This is a genomic window from Maribacter cobaltidurans (genome assembly GCF_002269385.1).
Taxonomy (GTDB): Bacteria; Bacteroidota; Bacteroidia; order Flavobacteriales; family Flavobacteriaceae; genus Maribacter; species Maribacter cobaltidurans.
In genome coordinates this window covers 1,474,799-1,491,095 of sequence record NZ_CP022957.1, presented here as the reverse complement: position 1 = coordinate 1,491,095, position 16,297 = coordinate 1,474,799, and the positions used below count along the sequence as shown (strand labels likewise).

General features: G+C 41.0%; 18 protein-coding genes. 13 read left to right on the top strand and 5 right to left on the bottom strand.

Translation table 11 applies throughout. From position 1 onward, the window contains the following. Positions 1-291: 291 nt before the first annotated feature. Both CJ263_RS06385 and CJ263_RS06380 read left to right on the top strand, forming a co-directional pair. Positions 292-1,575, top strand: coding sequence for an HNH endonuclease family protein (locus CJ263_RS06385; protein ID WP_094996500.1), 1,284 nt, complete (start codon positions 292-294; stop codon positions 1,573-1,575). Positions 1,576-1,581: 6 nt separating this feature from the next. Further along, a complete protein-coding gene (locus tag CJ263_RS06380) occupies positions 1,582-2,280 on the top strand; it encodes a hypothetical protein (protein ID WP_094996499.1) in 699 nt (232 codons plus the stop codon). 292 nt (positions 2,281-2,572) lie between these two features. On the opposite strand, the gene CJ263_RS06375 is transcribed toward CJ263_RS06380, so the two are convergent. Together CJ263_RS06375 and CJ263_RS06370 are read right to left on the bottom strand one after the other, a co-directional pair. After that, entirely contained in the window at positions 2,573-3,703 is a 1,131-nt protein-coding gene (locus CJ263_RS06375; RefSeq protein WP_094996498.1) for an IS91 family transposase, read from the bottom strand. After that, positions 3,703-4,542, bottom strand: coding sequence for a tyrosine-type recombinase/integrase (locus tag CJ263_RS06370; protein WP_308423278.1), 840 nt, complete (start codon positions 4,540-4,542; stop codon positions 3,703-3,705). The genes CJ263_RS06375 and CJ263_RS06370 overlap by 1 nt, the downstream gene beginning before the upstream one ends. 252 nt (positions 4,543-4,794) lie before the next feature. On the opposite strand from CJ263_RS06370, the gene CJ263_RS06365 reads away from it, so the two are divergent. From CJ263_RS06365 to CJ263_RS06320, 10 genes are all read left to right on the top strand, one after another. Further along, entirely contained in the window at positions 4,795-5,202 is a 408-nt protein-coding gene (locus tag CJ263_RS06365; RefSeq protein ID WP_094996497.1) for a hypothetical protein, read from the top strand. Positions 5,203-5,317: 115 nt separating this feature from the next. Next, positions 5,318-6,964 (top strand): S41 family peptidase, encoded by a 1,647-nt coding sequence (locus CJ263_RS06360; protein WP_094996496.1) that lies wholly within the window; start codon positions 5,318-5,320, stop codon positions 6,962-6,964. Between the two features lie 79 nt (positions 6,965-7,043). Continuing rightward, entirely contained in the window at positions 7,044-7,595 is a 552-nt protein-coding gene (locus CJ263_RS06355) for an ASCH domain-containing protein (protein WP_094996495.1), read from the top strand. Between the two features lie 42 nt (positions 7,596-7,637). Further along, on the top strand, positions 7,638-8,180 hold the full coding sequence (locus CJ263_RS06350; RefSeq protein WP_094996494.1) for a DinB family protein: 543 nt from the start codon (positions 7,638-7,640) through the stop codon (positions 8,178-8,180). A 31-nt stretch (positions 8,181-8,211) separates the two neighbouring features. Beyond that, the gene (locus tag CJ263_RS06345) at positions 8,212-8,925 is read left to right on the top strand and encodes a hypothetical protein (protein WP_094996493.1); all 714 of its coding nucleotides are present in this window, start codon (positions 8,212-8,214) and stop codon (positions 8,923-8,925) included. Positions 8,926-8,928: 3 nt separating this feature from the next. Continuing rightward, a complete protein-coding gene (locus tag CJ263_RS06340; protein WP_094996492.1) occupies positions 8,929-9,381 on the top strand; it encodes a pyridoxamine 5'-phosphate oxidase family protein in 453 nt (150 codons plus the stop codon). Positions 9,382-9,482: 101 nt separating this feature from the next. Further along, a complete protein-coding gene (locus CJ263_RS06335) occupies positions 9,483-10,529 on the top strand; it encodes a DUF4421 family protein (RefSeq protein WP_094996491.1) in 1,047 nt (348 codons plus the stop codon). Between the two features lie 90 nt (positions 10,530-10,619). Further along, positions 10,620-11,510, top strand: coding sequence for a cation diffusion facilitator family transporter (locus CJ263_RS06330; protein ID WP_094996490.1), 891 nt, complete (start codon positions 10,620-10,622; stop codon positions 11,508-11,510). Between the two features lie 99 nt (positions 11,511-11,609). Beyond that, positions 11,610-12,371 (top strand): SDR family oxidoreductase, encoded by a 762-nt coding sequence (locus CJ263_RS06325; RefSeq protein ID WP_094996489.1) that lies wholly within the window; start codon positions 11,610-11,612, stop codon positions 12,369-12,371. An 8-nt stretch (positions 12,372-12,379) separates the two neighbouring features. Continuing rightward, a complete protein-coding gene (locus CJ263_RS06320) occupies positions 12,380-13,303 on the top strand; it encodes a helix-turn-helix domain-containing protein (protein WP_094996488.1) in 924 nt (307 codons plus the stop codon). Positions 13,304-13,306: 3 nt separating this feature from the next. On the opposite strand, the gene CJ263_RS06315 is transcribed toward CJ263_RS06320, so the two are convergent. After that, entirely contained in the window at positions 13,307-14,248 is a 942-nt protein-coding gene (locus tag CJ263_RS06315) for an L-threonine 3-dehydrogenase (protein WP_094996487.1), read from the bottom strand. Between the two features lie 65 nt (positions 14,249-14,313). On the opposite strand from CJ263_RS06315, the gene CJ263_RS06310 reads away from it, so the two are divergent. Next, positions 14,314-14,814 carry a hypothetical protein gene (locus CJ263_RS06310; protein WP_094996486.1) on the top strand — a complete coding sequence of 167 codons (501 nt, stop codon included), beginning with the start codon at positions 14,314-14,316 and terminating at the stop codon, positions 14,812-14,814. A gap of 209 nt (positions 14,815-15,023) precedes the next feature. On the opposite strand, the gene CJ263_RS06305 is transcribed toward CJ263_RS06310, so the two are convergent. Further along, on the bottom strand, positions 15,024-15,725 hold the full coding sequence (locus tag CJ263_RS06305; protein ID WP_094996485.1) for a tetratricopeptide repeat protein: 702 nt from the start codon (positions 15,723-15,725) through the stop codon (positions 15,024-15,026). A 133-nt stretch (positions 15,726-15,858) separates the two neighbouring features. Then, positions 15,859-16,233 carry a hypothetical protein gene (locus CJ263_RS06300; RefSeq protein ID WP_094996484.1) on the bottom strand — a complete coding sequence of 125 codons (375 nt, stop codon included), beginning with the start codon at positions 16,231-16,233 and terminating at the stop codon, positions 15,859-15,861. Positions 16,234-16,297: the final 64 nt, after the last annotated feature.

The window sequence follows — 16,297 nt, the reverse complement described above, 5'->3', positions numbered from 1 at the left end:
GCGTGGAATGCTTCGACAGGCTCAGCATGACATCGCATATTCAATTGTCAGGTCGATCACTGTCACTTCGAGCGGAGTCGAGAACTTGGGAACACCTACGAATCACCTCTGTAAGGTCGAGTAGCTTGTTCTGAGCGAAGTCGAAGGGCAGTCGAGACCTAAAAACCCCGTATAACCAAAACTTTATTTGCACCAATCAATTATTTGTAGGATTTTTAAGGCACTTCCCCTAAAATAGAAATATGTGTAATTATACACATATACAATTGTTAGCACCTATTAAATTAGAAAATGCCAAGACAAACAGTACCAGATATAGACTTTGATCATTTTGCCCTTGGTGAAATACAAGAGCTTTTTGATAACGATAAGATATTTATTAATGAATCATATCAGCGGGGGGACATCTGGAAAGATCGACAGAAAATTGAACTGATTAAGTCGATCGATCAACGGTACTCTATAGGAGTGCTGGTTCTTTTTATTAATGAAAAGGACCAGTATGAAATCCTCGATGGACAACAAAGGCTACTCACTATCAAATCCTACCTAAGTGATGAAATAAAAGGTATTGACGATGACTTAACCAAGTACTCAGAGCTATCACGTAGGGATAAGCTTCAAATCGATGCATATTCTGTATACTACCTTAAACTCAAAAGTCACGATCCGGAAACGAAAGAAGAAGATATTGTCCAGACATTTCTGAGACTCCAAGAAGGGACTCCTCTGAACAAAGCAGAAAAGCTAAATGCCCATCGAGGGGAATTCAAAAATGTATTTAAGGACATCGCGATTACTCACCCACTTTTCAAATTCTTAGGGACAGAGAGAAGATTCAGATTTAGACAATTAGCAGCTGAACTTATGACTTTGGAGTTCGAAGGTGATTTTGACAACTTAATTTTCCCATCTCTCGACATCCATACCCTTACAGGAACAATTAAGAAATATGAAAAGAAGGTTCCCAAAAGGCAGCTTAAATTCTTCAAAGGAAACCTTGACTATATGCACAATAGTATAAACATGCTTTTGGGAGCCTTCAAAATTCGAGACGTCATTTCTTTCTATCTACTCATATCATACTTGCGAAAGAAGCGGGCAGGAAATAACAACTTAAACACAGAACTCTCTGCTTTTGCTAAAGAGTTCATGTGTAACCTAAACAAGTTCTCCATTTATGACTTGAAGCCTCCACGGGGTATGACCAAGAAGGAATTTGACACATATAAATCGTATAAAACCGAGTCAAAACTGATGACTACACCGGCTTCTTTCAAAACAAGACTGGAAATTATGATTTCAGAATTTGACAGGCTTCTGCCTATAATAGAAAAGGACCCTGAACGACTACACAATGAAGAACAAAGAAGAATTCTGTTCTTTAGACAAAGGGGGATTTGCCCTGAATGTAGTAAATCACTAGACTTTAAAAAAGCAGAAGCTCATCACGTCATTCATCATTCCAAAGGTGGCATAACAGACGACTTAGAGCATTCTGTACTTCTTCATACAAACTGTCACAAACGAGTTCATAAAAGAGAGAAAAAGAAACAAACTAAACTTGATATTTAAACAGAATTGAGGACTGTAAAAAAAATAGCGGAAGGTGTAGCAGGATGGCTTTTATATGAATTTCATTGTATGAATGCCGATATGTTCGATGAAAAGTATCTGACTCAACCTATTGGCAATATTCTCAAAGCAAAATATGGGAATAGAGTTGATGCGGAGTACAACCACCCAATTCTTAATCAAGGTAAAAAAGGAAGAGGAAGACCTCCTCAAATTGATCTAGTTATTAAGGATAACCAAAATCAAATGATAGCTGCTGTTGAATCGAAATGGTATGGAGATTCAGCTGTAAGTATAAAAGACATTATGTGGGATTTGGTGAGATTAGAAATAGTAAGACATCAATACGGCATACCATGTTTCTTTGTGATGGGTGGTATGAAAAAACGTCTAAATAATCTATTTACTTCAAAAACATTTTTGGAACCGAACACTAAGGGTGAAGATCGACCACTTCTAACTACTGAAAATCATGGTCGGAATTTTTTTGTTTTCACCAATCCAAGTTCAAAACGAAATCAGTTAATCAAGGATAAATTTGAGCAATATCCGGACCTAATGATACCTGAGAAAATTTCTGTACAAAATCCATCCTACTATCCAAGGGTTGGTAGAAATGCAGATCATCAAGTTTTTGCATGGGAAGTTCTTTCCAATAATTCTGTACCAAGGTTTAATGCTAGAAGGAGTAAAATATATAAATAAAAACAGGTGCTAATAACTAGCGTTCGTGTGGTCGGTACGACCCAGCATGAACGTCGTGTTGACTGAACCGGTTCTCTGTCGGTCAGCCTTCTATGGGTATTGGTCTGTTTTAGGATGGGTTATTTAAGGTCTGCACTTGAACCGTATAGTGATTTGGAGGTCTTGTTTTTCTCCCGAGTATGTCCATCACTTCTTAAATTCTATTGAACCTCCTGTTTTTGGGGTATTTTGGCCGCTTTTGCTTGGTTTCGGACATAGGCTTCCCTATCCCGTTCAAAGGGCGTTTATTTTCTTACTGTGCTTTAGTGTATTTTTTAAGTTTTGTGATCCAGTGTGCCGGTGGTCCCCGTGCGGTAAACGTATGCAGGGTCACCAGTTCTCCCTTTTTACAAGATGGGCAGATTCGGTGTTGCAGGGGCGGTTTTTCTTGGAGCTGTACCTTCCCCAGGGTTTTACCCAAGTGGTCAAGACTTTTGCGTTTATGGTAAGCACTTAATATCCCATAATGGCGGATGCGCACAAACCCCTTAGGGAGTATGTGCAGGGCAAAGCGCCTGATGAATTCAGTATCGCTCAGGTACATCAGGGATTTGTTTCCCCCGTGGCGGTAATCTTTTACCGAAAACACCACGCCGCTGTCATCCAGGTTTTTGATTCGGTGGTTGCTGATCGCAATTTTATGGGTATAGCGACCAAGGTATTCCACTACCTGAGGTGGCCCTAAAAACGGACGCTTGCAATAGACGACCCACTCTTTTTTGAACAGGCTTTGGTAAAGGGCCTCTGGTTGTTCTGTTTTAATTTTTTTACGTAACCCTGCAACAAAGCGGGCACGGAATACCTTGCTCATGGCCTTGACCGGGAACAGGTATTTCCCCTTGTTCCGGGCAGGTTTCCACTTACCACTTTTGGTTGCCCCACCACCGGGCACGATACAATGCAAGTGCGGATGCAGGGACAGGTTCTGTCCCCAGGTATGCAGGATGGCGATCATCCCGGGACCGGCACCTAAAAACTTAGGATTGGAAGCAAACCCCGCTATGACTTCCCATGAAGTTTTGAACAGCAGGCCATACAGCAGTTTGGGTTCGTACAGGCACAGGCGGTTGAGTTCTGAAGGCAGGGTAAATACCACGTGGAAGTAAGGAACGTTCAAGAGCTCTTCTTCCCGTGCCCTGATCCATTGTTCCCTTTTGTGCCCCTGACACTTTGGGCAATGCCGGTTGCGGCAACTGTTGTAGCTCAGGTGCAAGGTATTACAGGATGGATTCGTGCAGTGGTCAATGTGACCGCCCAGGGCAGCCGTACGACATTTGCGCAGGGCGTGCAGGGTCCTTAGTTGCCAGCTGGTGGCACAACAGTCTGCTAAAGACTCCCTGTTGCGATTTAATACCTGGGCCACTTCGTGAGCAGCGGATGCCATTACTCTTTGTAGAGCCGATCCAGTGGACTGAAAGGCTTTTGCCTGCCCAGTTGTGCCACGTGAAGGTAGGTCAGTGTGGTCTGTATATCTGCGTGCCCCAAAAGGTCCTTTACACTCATAATATCCAAGCCCATTTCCAGAAGGTGGGTAGCATAACTGTGGCGCAGGCTGTGGGTGGTCACTTCCTTTTGAATACCACTATGTTTACGGGCTTCCCGTACAATCCAGCGAACCCCTTGGGTAGAAAGCGGGACTGGACGCCCTTCGGTATTGTTCCCAGTGAAGCACCAGGTGCAAGGATTTTCTGCCGCAAGATATGTTTTAAGTCCGCGGATCTGCATCCTCGACAAGGGTACATACCGATCTTTCCTGCCTTTGCCTTGGCGGACGTGAAGCATCATACGATCAAAATCCAGATCTTTTAACTGTAGGTTGCACAGTTCAAAACAGCGCAGTCCGCAGCCATAAAGCAGCGCCAATACCAGACGGTGCTTCAGTAGTTTTGGGGCTTTTAAGAGTTGCTTTACTTCCCTACAACTTAAAACTACAGGGAGTTTTTTGGGACGCTCAATAGCGGGGAGCATTACCTGCATCTCTTTACGATTTGATATCCGGTAGGCATACCTCAGACCATAAACGGTATGCTTGAAGAAGCTGCTCGACGGGGTCTTGTGCCGGGACTTTAAAACATGTAGATAATCCAGCACCTGTTCTTCATCCAGATCGAGTGGACTGCACTTAAAATGCAGGGCTATGTGTGAAAGACAGCGGGCATAGTTGGTCAGGGTGCTTTGGCTTTTGCCCGATAGTTCAACAGAACGTTTTAGTTTGAGATACAATTCCTGGAATTCTGGAACACGTTCACAGGCTCGTTCGATCAGGGTACTACTTTTTTTTCATAATTTGCTAAATATTAGTTTTATACATCTTAAAGGTAGTGAATGGAGATTTAGATAACTCCTGAAGCTACCTTTAGGTTTAGTTCAACAATGGGTAAAATGCATAAGCTCCTACGGTCGCTTACGACATCTTACCCGAGACCGTTGTGTTTAATACTGGACAGATAAGATTTTAATTTTGAAATCTATTTAATGAAGAAAAAGATTGATTCTACATTGTATTTTTTTCAATACTTAATTTCTCGAATTAATGTAATCATTGGCTTTGGATTCTGGATTTATAGTATTGTAATGCAAAAAGTCGATGCAATTATTTTTAGTTCATTGTATTTGATTTCAGGAGTTTATATTTCAAAAAAGAAATTTCCCAAACCCGATGACCTTTCTTTTGACGGAGATTTCCTTTATCTCAACAAATTATCTGACCCAATAAAAATGACGGATATTAAATCTTTAGAAAATGGAGTAGTAATTTATAATTCCAGTGGAACGATTTGTAAGGCAAGTTTACCGAATTACTACTTTATTGACAAAAATTTTAAAAAACTTAAAAAAGTTATAGAAAATAAAAGCACTAAAACACAACACGGCGCTTCATGAATTGTTGTGGGATTTTCCAAAAGGTAATCCTTACAATCAATTATCTTTAAATTCAGAAGTATATCTTCCAATGGAGAAGTCCACAACTTATGATCCATGAACCGTTAGCCACAATATGAATAAAGCCTTCCTAATATTATTGGTTTTTGTTCTTAGTTCTGTTACAATCTATTCTCAACAAGAACTTTCTGAAAATGAAAAACTTTTCATAACTGCCAAAGTATGGGGCTTTTTAAAGTATTATCATCCGAATGTAGCAAAGGGAGAATTTGACTGGGACAAGAAACTAATTGAGTTATTTCCAAAAATAAAAAAGGCAAAAACAAAGGAGGATTTATCTATTGTTTTTTCTGTTTTGATTGATAGTCTTGGAAAAATCAAAGAATGTCGGTCATGCACATCCTCAAACAAAATAAATTATTTTAATAAAAATTTCAACTTGTCATGGACACAAGACAGTACTATTTTCACCAGTGAATTATCGGAGAACTTAAAACACATTGAGAATAATAGATTTCATGGCAAAAGTAATTATGTAACAAAAAACAAAAAAGCGAGTAATGCAATTTTGATTAATGAAAAAGCTTATCAAAACTTTGACTGGAAAGATGAAAATTTAAGAGTATTGTCTCTTTTCAGATATTGGAATGCGATAGAGTATTTTTTTCCATACAAATATCAAATGGACAAAAATTGGGATAGGGTACTAAAAGAAATGATTCCGAAATTTTTGAATCCCCAATCCGAAATGGATTATCATTTAGCGATGTTAGAGATCACCGTTAATTTAGACGATAGTCATGCCGGATTTAATACCAGTTTAACGAATGACTATTTTGGCTCAAAATATATTCCTGCAAAATTTACTATGGTAGATAATAAAGCAGTTATCACTAGTTTTTATAATGATTCCTTAGCTGATATAAATGATTTAAGAATTGGAGATGTAATTGAAAAAGTAAACGGTAAGACTGTAAATGAAATATTACAACAAAAAAGTAAATTTATCCAAGGTTCAAATACTTCGGCAAAGTTTGCATATGCTTTTAATAAAATTTTTAATGGTGCTACAGATTCCATTGAGATTGAGTTTTTAAGAAACGACAAGATTAAAGGAAATAAAATTGGAAGGTATTCTTTGGACCAATTCAAGTATAAAAAACCCTCAACTGATAAGTGGAAGATACTTGAAAACGATATTGGATATATAAACTTAGGAGAAGTTGAGGTATCTGATGTTTCCACTATTTTAGAAGAAATAAAAAATACAAAATCCATTATTTTTGATTTAAGGAACTACCCAAAATTTACATTACCATATATTTTGAATTTTTTAAACCCATCTGCCAGAGAGGTTTTAGTTTCCATTATTCCCGACTTGAATTACCCTGGAAAATTCTACTGGGAAGAACCAATATCAATGGGAGAAAATAACAATAATCCTTATCGAGGAAAAGTAATTGTTCTCGTTAATTCACGTACAATTAGCTATGCTGAATTGTATGCAATGGGCTTACAAACAGTAAATAATTCAATTACAATTGGCAGCCAAACTCTAGGAGCTGATGGCAATGTCAGTAGAACGGAGTTTATTGGAGGTTTTAAGACAGGTTTTTCAGGTATAGGCGTATTCTATCCTGATTTTACCGAAACACAGAGGAAGGGTGTAAGAATTGATTTAGAAGTAAAGCCCACTATTTTGGGTATTAAGCAAGGTCGAGATGAAGTTTTGGAGAAAGCGATTGAAATAGCAAATGAATAAACTACTGTTATCAACATTGATTTTAAGCAATGGTGTTGTTTTCGCCTATTTTATAAAATCCATTTCAAAAAAAAAATAAATGAAAAACCTCCCTTTTATTATACTACTCCTTTTGGCGAGCTGCAAAAGTGAACCCAAAACGGAAGCTCCTACGGAAACCGAAATTGATCCTACGGTTTACGCCATGTGGGAGGACTATAGCCAAGCCCATCCAGAAACGAAAAGCGAGGAGATGCCAGAATCCTGGTTTTTTCACGATAACCAAAAAGATGCCGATCGGTTGGCAAAACTGGTTATAGACGGGAAAAAGAGGGCTTCATCCGGGCTTTATAAGTGGTATGGGGATGCAGGGGCGGATTTGCCTGCTGTGGGCACCAAAAGCATCATCACCAATTTTGACGGTACGGCACAGGCCATTATTGAGATTGTACAAGTAGACACAATACCTTTTAAGCAAATTTCAGAAGCCTACGCCGCTATGGACATGGGTACGCAGGAAGAACCTCTTCCAAAATGGAAGAAGGCGCACCGTGCATTTTTTGAGAGTACCTTTGAGGATGGCCCAGAAACTTTTTCTGAGGATATGCTCGTGGTCTGCGAAACCTTTAAGACCATTTGGCCCATAAAATAAGTTTAAAAACAATTTCATATCAATCTTAAAAAATCATCGATTATGAAGCCTCTCTATTTTATCCTTTCCCTACTACTCGTTTCCACCATAGCATCACCGCTCTTCGCCCAAGAGGATGCATATATCCAGGAATATCTGGAACGTATGGAAAACTCCAAAAAATACCTGCTGCTGGTCGCGGAGATGATGCCCGAGGAAAAATATGACTTTAAGGCCACCCCAGAGTCGCTCAGCTTTGCTGAAAATCTTATGCATATCGCTTGGGCCATGGATTGGCACAGTCAGTCCCTTATGGGAGGCCGTCCCGCCCGCAATTGGGAAACGGATATGGAACTCCAGGTTGCAGAAAAGACCAAGGCGGAGATGATGGAGACCATCGAAAACACCTTTGATACCACCATCCAGTTTATCAAGGACTTTGATGTCAATAACCTCAAGGAAGAACTGGATTATTTTGGACTTACCCGCTCCAAGCGGCAGATTTTAATGCTGTTGGCGGACCATATTACCCATCATCGCGCGCAGATGTTGGTCAGTCTAAGGCTAAACGGACTTAAACCGCCCAGATATGTTTTGTTTCAGTAACTTGGGAACCCTTAAAACTGATAAGTAACCCATGTTGGCACAATTTGAAGCCTTTTATGTCACTATAAAACAAAACCGCTGGTATTGGCTATTTTCCCTTTTCTGTAGGATCAGTTTGGCCTTTGCCTTTCTAGTGGCGGGTTGGGTAAAGATCATTGGGGAACGTTTTGCCAGTGGCTTGGCGGTACAACATCCCATGGGGGCTTATTTGGAGGCCCTGCACCATACGGGCTACTATTACACTTTTATTGGTGTGGCACAGATCGTGGCGGCCATATTGTTGCTTATTCCCAGAACGGTGACCTTAGGCGCACTCTTATACTTCCCTATTATCGTGAATATTTGGTTGCTCTCCTATGCCGTGCGTTTTGAGGGATCGTATGTGACCTCCCCGTTGATGGTGTTGGCCTGTCTCTTTTTGTTGGTATGGAACTACGATCGGGTACGGTATCTCTTGCCCCTAAACCACTTTTCGGATTTGGGGATTGTTCAAAAACCGGAAAAATACAGTTGGAAGTTTCCATACCTGTTTGCCGGTTTTGTACTCTTGACCCTAGTGGCCACCGTGGCCTTTGCCGAATTTGGCCATGAAGTCATGCCCAGGAATTCCCTCAAGGACTGTAAAAAGCAATTTGTGGATGCACCCAACCAAGAAGCGGGATACCAATTTTGTGAATGCATTCATACTGTTGGAAATCCCTTGGATGCTTGTTTGGAAAACTATAAAAAAGCGGTAAGCCCTTAAAAAATGAAACTATCCAAAGAAATAAAGCGGTGTATGGACAAAAGTGTATTGTGCTGGTTGGCTACGGTAGCCCCGGATAATATACCCAATGTATCCCCAAAGGAGATTTTCACCTATTACCAGGAGGAGTATATCATCATAGCCAACATTGCCTCGCCCCAAAGTGTAAAAAACATAAAGCACAATCCGCAGGTATGTATCAGTATTTTGGCTGTACTGGTTCAAAAAGGGTTTCAACTCAAAGGAACGGCGGAGCTTGTAAAAAAGCAAGATTCGGGATTCGATAAAATGGAGCCATTGTTGAATACCATGACCGAGGGAAAATTTCCATTCAACACCATTATTAAAATTAGAGTGGAGCAGGCTAAACCCATTATCGCACCAAAATATATCCTGTATCCGAAAACCACGGAGGAGGAACAGATTGCAAGTGCCAGAAAGTCCTATGGATTCTAAAACCCTTTTCAGGGCATATGATTTTTTTGTGAAGGCCATGAAATCCAAAAGTCTACATTGGATTGTTTTGTATATTTAGTTGGGCATCCAATGCACTAACCATGAAACTTAAGAGCAATCTTTTCCATATCCCATTTAGATTACGTTTGTGTTTAGGTGTTCTTATTTTGGCCCACTTACACATGAAGGCCCAGGATTCCACATTGATCGTGGCGGATGGTTGGATTGAAAAAATGGACAATAAAATGGCCATGGACCTCTCCCTGAACAATGCCTATGAGGTTTTTGAGGTGCGCATGCCCAATGAGCGATTGGTTATCCACCCGAATGCGAAGACCCATCTAAGGTATAATCTCAATTATCGATTTATTTCATTAGGTTTTTCCCTAGCCCCGAACTTTATTCCCGGCAACGGGAACGAGAACCTAAAAGGGAAGACCAAAAGTGTTAGTTGGGGTACGGCACTTAACTTTAAGAAAAGCTTTTTTGAGGTGTCCTATGACAGGGTCAAAGGCTATTATTTGGCCAATACCAATGATTTTACGCCCCGTAATCATGGGGATCCCTTTATTCAGTTCCCAGACCTTAGGTATACCGGTTTCTCCCTTTCGGCGGGGTATTACAGTAATTCCCGCTTTTCCTTTAGAAGCCTTACCTCCCAAACGGAGCGGCAGTTAAAAAGCGCTGGCAGTTTTATTCCGGTATTCAATTCACGCTATTATATTATAGACGATACCTCCGAGACCCCAGGTACGCAAAAATCCAATAATTGGGAAACAAGTGCAGGTCCGGGATATGCCTATACCTTTGTGGCCAACAAAAAATATTACCTTTCGTTGGGGACGCAGGCCCAAATAGGGTATCTACATACCAAATTAACGACCCGGCTCAATTCTGGAGAAGTTATTACCGATCAGAATAATTTGTTGTTCCGATGGGGTGGTAAAATTGGCGCGGGCTATAATGGCAATCGCTTTTATACAGGGCTATATACCACACTTTCCGGTGCGCAATACAAGCAGGAATATACTACGGTCGTAAACCACGATACCAGAATATTCTACCATTTGTTTTTAGGTATTCGATTCAATGCTCCCGATTATTTGAAACGAAAGGTAGGGGCTTTTGAAGACAAATACCTAAAGTAGAAAAGAGGTCTAAAATTATCCCAGAAGTCGGTGACAGAAAGATGGGAAGGTGGTATTTTTGCTACAGTTTTGAAGGGTGTCCAAAGCAATATGACGAACGAGGAAAGTGCCATACGAACCACGTATTTCAGTATCATAGGAAACACCTGTTTGGCCTTGGTAAAAGGGTTAGCGGGATTTTTTGGAAATTCCTATGCCTTGATTGCCGATGCCATTGAGTCTACCACGGATATATTTTCCTCCTTATTGGTTTTATTGGGACTCAAATACGCAAAAAGACCGGCGGACGAGAACCACCCCTACGGTCACGGAAAAATAGAACCTTTGGTAACCTTTTTGGTCGTTGCTTTTTTGGTGACGTCGGCCACGGTCATCGCGTACGAGAGTATTGAAAATATCAATACTCCACATAAAGTCCCCAAACCATGGACCTTGATCGTACTTGGGGTCATTATTTTATGGAAAGAAGTCTCCTATAGAATTGTCCTTAAAAAAAGCAGGCAGACCCATAGTTCCTCGTTAAGGGCAGATGCCTGGCACCATCGTAGTGATGCCATTACCTCGATTATGGCATTTATCGGTATTTCTATCGCCCTTATTTTTGGCAAAGGCTACGAAACGGCGGACGATTGGGCGGCCTTACTGGCATCGGGCTTTATCCTCTATAATAGCTATCTTATTTTTAGACCGGCATTGGGCGAAATTATGGACGAACATCGCTATGATGATATCTTGGATAGCATCAGGACGGAGGCGAACAAGGTGGAAGGCATTGTGGGTACGGAAAAGTGTTACATCCGTAAGGCGGGCATGAAATATCATATCGACCTGCATGCTATGGTGAAGGCCGATATTTCCGTGCGGGACGGACATGACATTGCACACAGGTTACAGGATCACCTCAAAGCCGTGATACCCAATTTGGAGCATGTACTGATCCACATAGAGCCTGATGATTTGGGTGAAGGTGATGATGTTTAATCCTGTTTTAGGGCGAAAATTGGATTTGGCTCCTTAATCCATGGATATGGATACTTTTTTTGGATCTATCTTTTCGAACTTTGTAAAAAAACAAAACTTATGAGCACAAAGAAAATAGCGGTAATTACCGGAGGTAGTAGGGGTCTTGGTCGCGATATGGCCTTCCAAATTGCAAAAAAAGGTCTGGATGTTGTTATTACCTATCACTCCAACCAGGCTGCAGCGGAGGATGTGGTAGCACAGGTAAAAAAATCAGGGGTAAAATCGGTTGCTTTGAAATTAGACACCAGTGACGTGTCCACTTTTGATGCCTTTTATGGTCGATTGGAAGAAGCCCTTAAAGAAACCATGGGGAGCAGCAACTTCGACTTTCTCATTAATAACGCTGGAACGGGCATTTACAAACCCTTTGTGGACACCACCGAAGCGGATTTTGACGAAATGATGAACATTCACTTGAAGGGCGTCTATTTTCTGACCCAAAAGGCCTTAAAATATATGAACGACGGTGGGGGAATCATTAATATTTCCTCCGGTTTGGCACGATTTACCTTTCCCAAGTCCTCGGCCTATGCATCCATGAAAGGAGGTGTGGAGGTCTTTACCCGCTATCTGGCCAAGGAGCTTGGGGAGCGTAAAATAAGAGCCAATGTGGTAGCGCCTGGAGCCGTGGCCACTGATTTTGGTAACGGGGAGAACAAGACCAATGAACAGAAACGAAAAATGGTATCGAGCGTAACGGCCCTGGGAAGGGTAGGGGAACCTGAGGACATTGGAGGGCTTGTCGCGTTTCTTTGTACCGATGATGCCCGTTGGATCAATGGGCAGCGTATTGAAGCCTCAGGGGGAACTATGCTGTAAATTTGAATATGGAAAACAAACCCATACATAGAATCGATTCCATAAGCGAGTTCCATCGGATTCGTAAGCTTCCCAAGCCCGAGCATTCCTTGATCAGTGTGGTGGATTATAGTTCCATAGTACACACACCGGAGAACCACAACGTGAGTTGGCTACAGACCTATTACTCCATTGCGCTTAAAAAGGATGTTCCCGGTAAATATCGGTATGGACAACAGGAATATGATTTTGATGATGGACTCATGTCTTTTTTTGCTCCCAATCAGATTTTAAACATCAATTATGTGGAAAAAGACAAGGATAAGGAACCTTCCGGGTGGATATTATTGATTCATCCGGATTTTCTCTGGAACACCCCTTTGGCCACTTCCATCAAGAAATATGACTTTTTTAATTATTCCCTAACCGAAGCCCTCTTTCTATCCGAAAAGGAGGAAAAGGTCATTGCCGATATCCTTAGAAATATAAAACAGGAATATCAGGCGAACATGGATCGGTTCACTCAGGATATCATCATCGCCCAAGTGGAATTGTTGCTCAATTATGCACAACGGTTTTATGAACGCCAGTTTATCACCAGAAAAAAGAACAATCACGAGGTATTATCGCGTTTGGAGGAGATTATGGATGCCTTTTTTGATGTGAAGGAAGGGATGGACAAAGGCTTGCCCACGGTACAATTCATAGCGGATAGCTTAAACCTTTCCCCAAATTATTTGAGTAGTACCTTAAAACACTTGACGGGCCTAAACACCCAACAGCATATACATGAAAAGTTGGTAGAAAAGGCTAAAATTCAACTGAGCACGACCAATAGGAGTATTAGTGAAATTGCCTATGCACTTGGTTTTGAACACCCGCAGTCTTTTAGCAAACTCTTCAAGACTAAAACCAATTATTCTCCCAGGGAGTTTAGGCAATCCTTTAACTGATTCCTACACCTTTAAATTTTCCAACATAGTCGCCGTGGTACGTTCCAAATCGAAATCCGGTTGCCAGTTCCAATCTTTTTGCGCATCAGCATCATCAATACTTTTGGGCCAGGAATCCGCAATGGCCTGTCTAAAATCAGGTTCATAGGCCATTTTAAAATCGGGAATATGTTGTTGTATACTTTTGGCAATTTCCTCTGGATTAAAGCTCATGGCGGCAAGGTTATAGGCGGAACGTACTTTGATGTTTTCGGTATCTGCTTCCATTAATTGGAGTGTGGCCTTGATGGCATCGTCCATAAACATCATGGGCAGGGAGGTATCTTTTTTAAGAAAACAGGTGTAATGCCCTTGACTTAGGGCCTTGTGATAAATCTCAACGGCATAATCCGTGGTACCGCCACCCGGCATGGTCTTCCAACTAATAAGACCCGGATAACGGATGCTACGTACGTCCACACCAAATTTATTATAGTAGTATTCGCACCATCGTTCCCCGGATTGTTTACTTATGCCGTAAACCGTACTAGGTTCCATAATCGTATTTTGTGGCGTGTTCACTTTAGGGGTGTTAGGCCCAAAGACTGCAATACTGGAAGGCCAAAAGACTTTATTAATTTTTTTCTCCTTGGCCAAGTTCAAAACATTGAAAAGGGAATTCATGTTGAGGTTCCAGGCGCGCATGGGGAATTTCTCCGCGGTGGCACTCAACATGGCGGCCATTAGATAGACCTCTGTGATATCATGGTAGGCAACTACTTCTTCCAAGGCATCGTAATTGGTGGCATCCAGGATTTCAAAAGGTCCGGAATTCATCAAATTATCGCTTCCTTCGCGGATGTCACTGGCGATAACGCGATCATTGCCATAGCGTTCCCTTAGGGTGAGGGTCAATTCCGTTCCAATCTGTCCGCAAGCACCAATAATCAATATATATTTTTCCATCAAAAAAGAAGTTAAATCACCTATTGGGTAAAGATAACTTTTCTCAAAATTTGTACCTTCGATCCATGCCAAAATTCCTGTATTTTCTCGTATTGCTGTTGGTTCTGGGATCCTGTAGGCAAAGTGCCTCAGAGACGGTTACCGAAGAGGTGTCCAGCTTTGGGACCATGGCAGAGGAATTGCCTCCTGTTACATCCATCAATGCAAAGGCCAATTCCATTTTGAAGACTTGGAAGGAGTTTGATGACTTTGATAAGAGCTTTAATAGGATTTATACGATTGACTATAGAGAAGACCTTGTATTGGTCATTGATGATTTGGTGGAAAAGCAAAAGCTTTTGGAGAAAGGGGAGTACCCAGAAGAATTTAATATTCCCCAAATAAAAGGAAGACAGAAGGTGGTTAAAACCTATATATTAAAAACAAAGGGCGACCTGGAATATCGTTTGAACCCGGAAAATTCCATCAAGGAATTGATTGCTGCCTATAATGCGCTGCGGGAACAATTCAATGTGACGGTAAACAACACCCTGCCTTCTGAATTAATAGATAATCAATCCATTTAGTTCATACTTCTACACCGTACCCCTTTTAAGATACAGCCAAGGTAAGTGAGATAGCAAACTTGGAATCCCACGCATGGAGCGAGCAAAGAGGTCAATTTTGATGCTTGTTTTGAATTGATAACGGACGACTATGGCTTGTTTAGGGGAATTTCATAAAAAATAAAAAGCGGGCATCGCCCGCTTTTAAATGATATATTGGAATTGATTGCTTACTGTTTCGGTTCCGTAGTCGGTGCCTGTTTTCTGGAGGTGAGCGCCTGTTTGCTCAAGCTTGCCAAGTTAAAATTGGGATCAATGGCCAATGCCTCGTCAATGGTGGCAATCGCGGCATCAATGTTCTCTTTGTCCGTATTAAATTGTACCAACCCCTTTAAGTGGAGAAAGGCTGCCTTTAAAGGAACCTCATAAGGCTGCTGACGCTCATAAAAAGCATAGCGCATATCATCCTGGGCATTGGCAATACCATATTCAATATTGGTCAACGCTCCCGCATTGTCGCCAATCTGGATTTTTAAATCGGCAAGCTCATAGGCCAAATATGCATTTGGATTTCGCTGATTCAATATTTCAAATTGTTCCAACGCTCTTTTGGGTTGGTTCAAGGCCTTTAGGGAAATAGCTTTGACCTGAACGGCCAAATCAGAATCGGAATCCACTTTCTCGATACCAATAGTGTTAAGGGCCTGTAAGTGCTGATTGTCATTGGCGTAAATATAGGCCAAGGTATCCATACGCTCCTTGGAGGGCGAAAGTACATTTAAATGGGTCAGGGCATTTATGACACCATCTATATCACCCTGCAACCGCATTTGAGCATAAAATTCTTCATAATGCTTTTGAAGCTCACTTTTGGTCTGCGCGGTTCCATAAAGACCTATGGAAAGCACAAGCACCATAACTAATTTTTTCATCACGTAATGATTTATTTTTTGGTGCGCTAAACTATTAAAATATTCCGAATGAACTTGTTAAGGAAAGCTTTAATTGCAGGTAAAAGAAAAAAGGATGCCTTTAAGGCATCCTTTTTTATGATTTTTTAGGTATCTAGACGAGGGAATAGACTTCCTTTTCCTTTCTAAAATTGCTTAAAAGTTGTGCATAGAATCCAAGACTTTTTCTATCCCTGTCAATACAGGAGCGTAAAAAGGTCCTCAAGTTTCCAAACAATAGATTGGTATATATTATGGGCAAGTTGATATTTGGCTTGCCAGGTGTATATGAAGAATCGTCTGCAAGGACGGCCATCTCGATCCGGTGTCTATGATAATCGATGGAAACATCGGCTGCGTTATAGTACTTTTTTAAGAGAGCAATATGTAACTGTGTAAACCTTTTGGATTTTCGTTTCTCTCCACAACTTTTTGTAATTAAACCTTCCAACTCCATGATAATCCGTTCGTTAAGCTGAGAATTTTTCATGATACTTTATTTTTAAAGTTTACATAAAGTTATGTATTTCGTCGATAACTATTTAAAAATCAAT

What these genes read in the sequence shown, in the direction of transcription:
- CJ263_RS06325 (WP_094996489.1), top strand. Translation starts at nt 11,610, where the DNA reads ATGAGCACAAAGAAAATAGCGGTAATTACCGGAGGTAGTAGGGGTCTT.
- CJ263_RS06305 (WP_094996485.1), bottom strand. Translation starts at nt 15,725, where the DNA reads ATGAAAAAATTAGTTATGGTGCTTGTGCTTTCCATAGGTCTTTATGGA.
- CJ263_RS06315 (WP_094996487.1), bottom strand. Translation starts at nt 14,248, where the DNA reads ATGGAAAAATATATATTGATTATTGGTGCTTGCGGACAGATTGGAACG.
- CJ263_RS06330 (WP_094996490.1), top strand. Translation starts at nt 10,620, where the DNA reads ATGACGAACGAGGAAAGTGCCATACGAACCACGTATTTCAGTATCATA.
- CJ263_RS06360 (WP_094996496.1), top strand. Translation starts at nt 5,318, where the DNA reads ATGAATAAAGCCTTCCTAATATTATTGGTTTTTGTTCTTAGTTCTGTT.
- CJ263_RS06310 (WP_094996486.1), top strand. Translation starts at nt 14,314, where the DNA reads ATGCCAAAATTCCTGTATTTTCTCGTATTGCTGTTGGTTCTGGGATCC.
- CJ263_RS06350 (WP_094996494.1), top strand. Translation starts at nt 7,638, where the DNA reads ATGAAGCCTCTCTATTTTATCCTTTCCCTACTACTCGTTTCCACCATA.
- CJ263_RS06335 (WP_094996491.1), top strand. Translation starts at nt 9,483, where the DNA reads ATGAAACTTAAGAGCAATCTTTTCCATATCCCATTTAGATTACGTTTG.
- CJ263_RS06300 (WP_094996484.1), bottom strand. Translation starts at nt 16,233, where the DNA reads ATGAAAAATTCTCAGCTTAACGAACGGATTATCATGGAGTTGGAAGGT.
- CJ263_RS06320 (WP_094996488.1), top strand. Translation starts at nt 12,380, where the DNA reads ATGGAAAACAAACCCATACATAGAATCGATTCCATAAGCGAGTTCCAT.
- CJ263_RS06365 (WP_094996497.1), top strand. Translation starts at nt 4,795, where the DNA reads ATGAAGAAAAAGATTGATTCTACATTGTATTTTTTTCAATACTTAATT.
- CJ263_RS06345 (WP_094996493.1), top strand. Translation starts at nt 8,212, where the DNA reads ATGTTGGCACAATTTGAAGCCTTTTATGTCACTATAAAACAAAACCGC.
- CJ263_RS06355 (WP_094996495.1), top strand. Translation starts at nt 7,044, where the DNA reads ATGAAAAACCTCCCTTTTATTATACTACTCCTTTTGGCGAGCTGCAAA.
- CJ263_RS06375 (WP_094996498.1), bottom strand. Translation starts at nt 3,703, where the DNA reads ATGGCATCCGCTGCTCACGAAGTGGCCCAGGTATTAAATCGCAACAGG.
- CJ263_RS06340 (WP_094996492.1), top strand. Translation starts at nt 8,929, where the DNA reads ATGAAACTATCCAAAGAAATAAAGCGGTGTATGGACAAAAGTGTATTG.
- CJ263_RS06385 (WP_094996500.1), top strand. Translation starts at nt 292, where the DNA reads ATGCCAAGACAAACAGTACCAGATATAGACTTTGATCATTTTGCCCTT.